The organism is Inquilinus sp., assembly GCF_057815775.1.
Genome location: NZ_JBYRFX010000549.1, coordinates 1 through 4,309 on the forward strand (window position 1 = coordinate 1; position 4,309 = coordinate 4,309).

Below are 4,309 nucleotides of genomic sequence, written 5' to 3' on the forward strand. Positions count from 1 at the left end.
CCTCGTCGATCTGATGCGCGAGACGATCGAGCGGCCGACCTCGCTCGTCGATGTCACGGATCTTTCGACCGCAATCGAGGAGCGCGAGGACGGTGGTATCGTCATCGGGGCAGCGGCACGCAACACCGCGGTCGCCGAGCATCAGGGCGTACGTGCCCGCTATCCGGTGCTCTCGCGCGCAATCCTGTCCGGCGCATCGGGCCAGATCCGCAACATGGCGACGGTCGGCGGCAACATCCTGCAGCGGACGCGATGCACCTATTTCTATGACGATGCCGCGCGCTGCAACAAGCGCGCGCCGGGCACCGGCTGTGACGCAGTCGATGGCTTCAACCGCTTCCATGCGATCCTGGGCGCGTCGCCCCATTGCGTTGCCACCCATCCATCGGACATGTGCGTGGCCCTGGTGGCACTGGGCGCGTTCGTCCATCTCGAGGGCCCGCAGGGGTCTCGCGCACTTGGGCTGACGGATCTGCACCGGCTTCCCGGCGAGACGCCCGATATCGAGACCGAGCTCATGTCCGGCGAACTGATCGCCGGGGTCGAACTGCCGGCGCTGCCATTCGCCATACGCTCGACCTACCGCAAGGCGCGCGACCGCGCGAGCTACGCATTCGCGCTGGTGTCGGTTGCCGCCGCTCTCGATATCGATGAGGAGAGCGGAACGGTCCGGGATGTCCGGCTGGCGCTCGGCGGCGTCGCGCCCAAGCCTTGGCGTGCGGCCAAGGCCGAACATGCGCTGCGGGGCGCGCCGGCGACCGAAGTCAGCTTCCGCCGTGCCGCCGAAGCCGAGTTGAACGACGCGGTCGGCCTCGCCTGGAACGGGTTCAAGATCGAGCTTGCCCGACGGTTGATCGTCAACGCGCTGGCCGAACTGGCCGGGCATGGGGAGGCGCGGTCATGAGCATCGTGCAGAAAGCCATCGAGACCGTCGCGAAGCTGATGCCCGACAGGCCGGCGGACCCGCTGATCGGCGCCGGCCGGGTGGTGGGTCGGCCCCTGTCCCGGGTCGATGGGCTGCTGAAGGTGACCGGCACGGCGCGCTTCACGGCCGAGGTTCAGTTGGAGGGGTTGGTCTATGCGGCGGTGGTCTGCAGCACCATCGCCCGCGGCCGCATCACCCGCATCGACAGCACCACTGCGTACCAGACGCCGGGCGTCATCGCCGTCATGACGCATGAGAACTGCCCGAAGATGAAGGCCCCGCCGGCGATGGTGCGCGATCCGAACGGCGCTGCCATGAGCGACCTGCCGGTGATGCAGGACGATGCCGTGCGCTGGAATGGCCAGCCGGTCGCCGTCGTGATTGCCGAAACGCAGGAAGCCGCCGACCACGCCGCCTCGCTGGTGCGTGTCGATTACGATCGCGAGCAGCCCGCCCTGGCCTTCGAGGCCCTGCTGCCAGACGCCCAGATGCCGAAAAGCATTCTTGGCCAGCCGCCGGAGGTGAAGATCGGGGATGCCGAAGCCGCGCTCGCGGACGCCGCGTTTCATGTCGACGCGGTCTATCGAACGCCCCGCCACTACAATGGCGCGATCGAGCTGCACGCCTCGACGGCCCAATGGGACGGCGACGACGCCTTTACTGTCCACGATACGTCGCAGGTGCTGCGGGCTGCGCGCTATACCCTGGCGACGGCCTTCGGACTGGAGGAGGAGAAGGTTCGCGTCCTGGCGCCGTTCGTCGGCGGCGCCTTCGGCAGCAAGGGTGTCTGGAACCACACTCTGCTCTGCGTCGCGGCGGCGAAGCTGGTGCAGCGGCCCGTGCGCCTTGTCCTCTCGCGCGAAGGCGTGTTCCGGATCACCGGCGGCCGCACGCTTTCACAGCAGCGGGTCGCGCTCGGAGCAAAGACCGACGGGACGCTTGGCGCCCTGATCCACACCGGGACCACCGCGGTCGTCTCGCACAACTCGTTCCCGGAGCAGTTCACCTTCCCGGCACGGCATCTCTATGCAGCCGACACGATGCTGCTGCAGCAGAAGGTCGTCGAACTCGACATGGTCGCCAACACGGCTATGCGCGGGCCCGGGGAGGCGGTCGGCACCTTCGCGCTGGAATCCGCCATCGATGAACTGGCCGTCGCCGGCGGCATCGATCCGATCGAACTGCGCCGGCGTTTCGAGCCGGACAAGGACCCGGAGAAGGGCACGGATTTTTCCAGCCGCAACCTGGTCGAAGCCTATCGGCGGGGCGCGGAGCGCTTCGGCTGGGCCGATCGCAGTGCGGAGCCGCGTTCCCGGCGCGACGGCGAATGGCTGATCGGGCAAGGCGTGGCGACCGCCACCTATCCCTATTACCGGCGGCCCGGCGCTGCGCTCATCCGCCTGACCGGCAACGGCCACGCCGTGGTCCGGGCCGCGGCGCATGAGATGGGCATGGGCACGGCGACGGTGCAGGCACAGCACGCCGCCGAGCGGCTGGGCCTGGCGATCGACCAGGTCACCTTCGAATACGGCGACACCGACATGCCGAACAGTCCGATCGCCGGCGGCTCCTGCCAGACGGCCAGCGTCGCCGCCGCCGTGATCGCCGCAAGCGAGGCGCTGGTGAAGGAGCTGCTGGCGCTGGCTGGGAGCGAGTCCCCCCTGGCGGGGGCCCGCCCGGACGAGGTGGAGGCGCGCGACGGCGGTCTCTTCCGCATCGACGACCCCGGCCGTGGCGAGAGCTATCAGTCGATCCTGCGCCAGGCCGGGCGGGACCATCTCGAATGCGAGGCCGATGCGCCGAAGCCGACCGAGCTCACGAAGTACTCGATGCACTCCTATGGCGCGCAGTTCTGCAAAGTGCGCGTCAGCGGGATCACGGGCGAGGTGCGGGTTTCGCGCTGGCTGGGGTCGTTCGACACCGGCCGCATCCTGAATCCCAAGACGGCGGCGAGCCAGTTCCGGGGCGGCATCATCATGGGGATCGGCATGGCGCTCACCGAAGAGGCCCTGTTCGATGAGCGCAGCGGCCGCTTCATGAACCCGTCGCTCGCCGAATACCATGTTCCGGTACATCTCGACGTGCCCGAGATCGATGTGATCTGGAACGACATTCCCGATCCACACACGCCGCTCGGCCTGCACGGTATCGGCGAGATCGGCATCACTGGCGTGGCCGCGGCGATCGCCAATGCCGTCTACAATGCCACCGGCAAACGGATCAGGGACCTTCCGATCACGCTCGACAAACTGCTCCTGGAATAGCGCGGCCTAACCATTCTCGCGCTGGGCCGATCTGTGCCCCGAAATGTCCGCTTCGGAGGCGCACGGCGGCCCGACAAGAGTTAGCAAAGTGGACGAAGCCGACCCATCGTGAATCCAGGAATGGAGACGCTCTTCGCCGCAAGCTGGCAGCCTGGAAGTCGAAATTGTCAGCCACCATCCCTGCCAGGCGACCGCCGATTGGCGATCAGCGCGGAAGCACGCGTGTAAGAATCTCGGCCAATTGCCGGTCCATGAAGGGCTTCTTCAAAACGGGCCGGTCGCGATAGCTCTCCTTCACGCTGTGGCCGCTATAGCCCGTCGAGAAGACGAACGGCACCCCGCGCGCGGTGAGCGCGTCGGCCACGGCGTAAGTCGTGTCGCCATTCAGGTTCATATCCAACATGGCAATATCGAAGGCCTGCGCCTCGATCAGGGCGAGGGCCTGGGTCACCGTGGCGGCGGCCGTCACCGACGCGCAGCCGAGGTCGGCCAGCATGTCCTCGATCATGATGAGGACCAGCATTTCATCCTCGATCACGAGGACGCGCCGGCCGGCCAGCGGCTTATCCATCCCGGGCACCGTTCGGTGCAGGAAAGTCGACCGTGCAGATCACGCCGTCGGCAGGGTAGTCGAGGGCGACCGTCCCCTCCAGCTCGTGGGCCAGGCCGCGCTCGATGACCCGCGACCCGAACCCCTTGCGGGACGGGGGCAGCACAGGTGGCCCACCCGTCTCCTGCCAGCGCAGAACCAGCCGATCGCCCTTCGGCGATGCCTCCACCGTCCATGAGATCAGGACGGATCCGGTCTTGTTGGAAAACGCGCCGTACTTGACCGCATTGGTCGCGAGTTCGTGGAAGGCGATGCCGAGGGCGAGGGCGGCTTTCGGCGAGACGCGGATGTTTCCGCCGGTGATGGAAAAATGCTCCGACCGCCCATTGGCCACCCCGAACGGCTCCAGGGCCGCTTTGACCAGGTCGAGAAGCCCGGCCCCTTCCCAGTTCTCGTGGGTCAGCAGGTCGTGCGACCGGGACAGGGCGAACAGGCGCGACTCGATGGAATCCCGCAGCACCTCGGGATCGGACGTGTTCCGCAGGGCCTGCCAGACGATCGACTGCACCG

Annotated in this window: 4 protein-coding genes; 2 read left to right on the plus strand and 2 right to left on the minus strand. The window is 67.5% G+C overall.

Features of this window, described 5'->3' with window-relative positions; genetic code table 11:
- Together AC3XYG_RS19090 and AC3XYG_RS19095 are read left to right on the plus strand one after the other, a co-directional pair.
- Positions 1-904: FAD binding domain-containing protein (locus tag AC3XYG_RS19090; RefSeq protein ID WP_489141442.1), on the plus strand; the 904-nt coding region annotated here is incomplete at its 5' end.
- Positions 901-3,189: a xanthine dehydrogenase family protein molybdopterin-binding subunit gene (locus tag AC3XYG_RS19095; RefSeq protein WP_489141443.1), complete on the plus strand. Its 2,289-nt coding sequence runs from the start codon at positions 901-903 to the stop codon at positions 3,187-3,189. The genes AC3XYG_RS19090 and AC3XYG_RS19095, both read left to right, overlap by 4 nt.
- A gap of 205 nt (positions 3,190-3,394) precedes the next feature.
- Here the strand turns inward: AC3XYG_RS19095 and AC3XYG_RS19100 are convergent, their stop codons facing one another.
- Together AC3XYG_RS19100 and AC3XYG_RS19105 are read right to left on the minus strand one after the other, a co-directional pair.
- The gene (locus AC3XYG_RS19100; RefSeq protein WP_489141444.1) at positions 3,395-3,760 is read right to left on the minus strand and encodes a response regulator; all 366 of its coding nucleotides are present in this window, start codon (positions 3,758-3,760) and stop codon (positions 3,395-3,397) included.
- Positions 3,753-4,309: sensor histidine kinase (locus AC3XYG_RS19105; protein ID WP_489141445.1), on the minus strand; the 557-nt coding region annotated here is incomplete at its 5' end. The genes AC3XYG_RS19100 and AC3XYG_RS19105, both read right to left, overlap by 8 nt.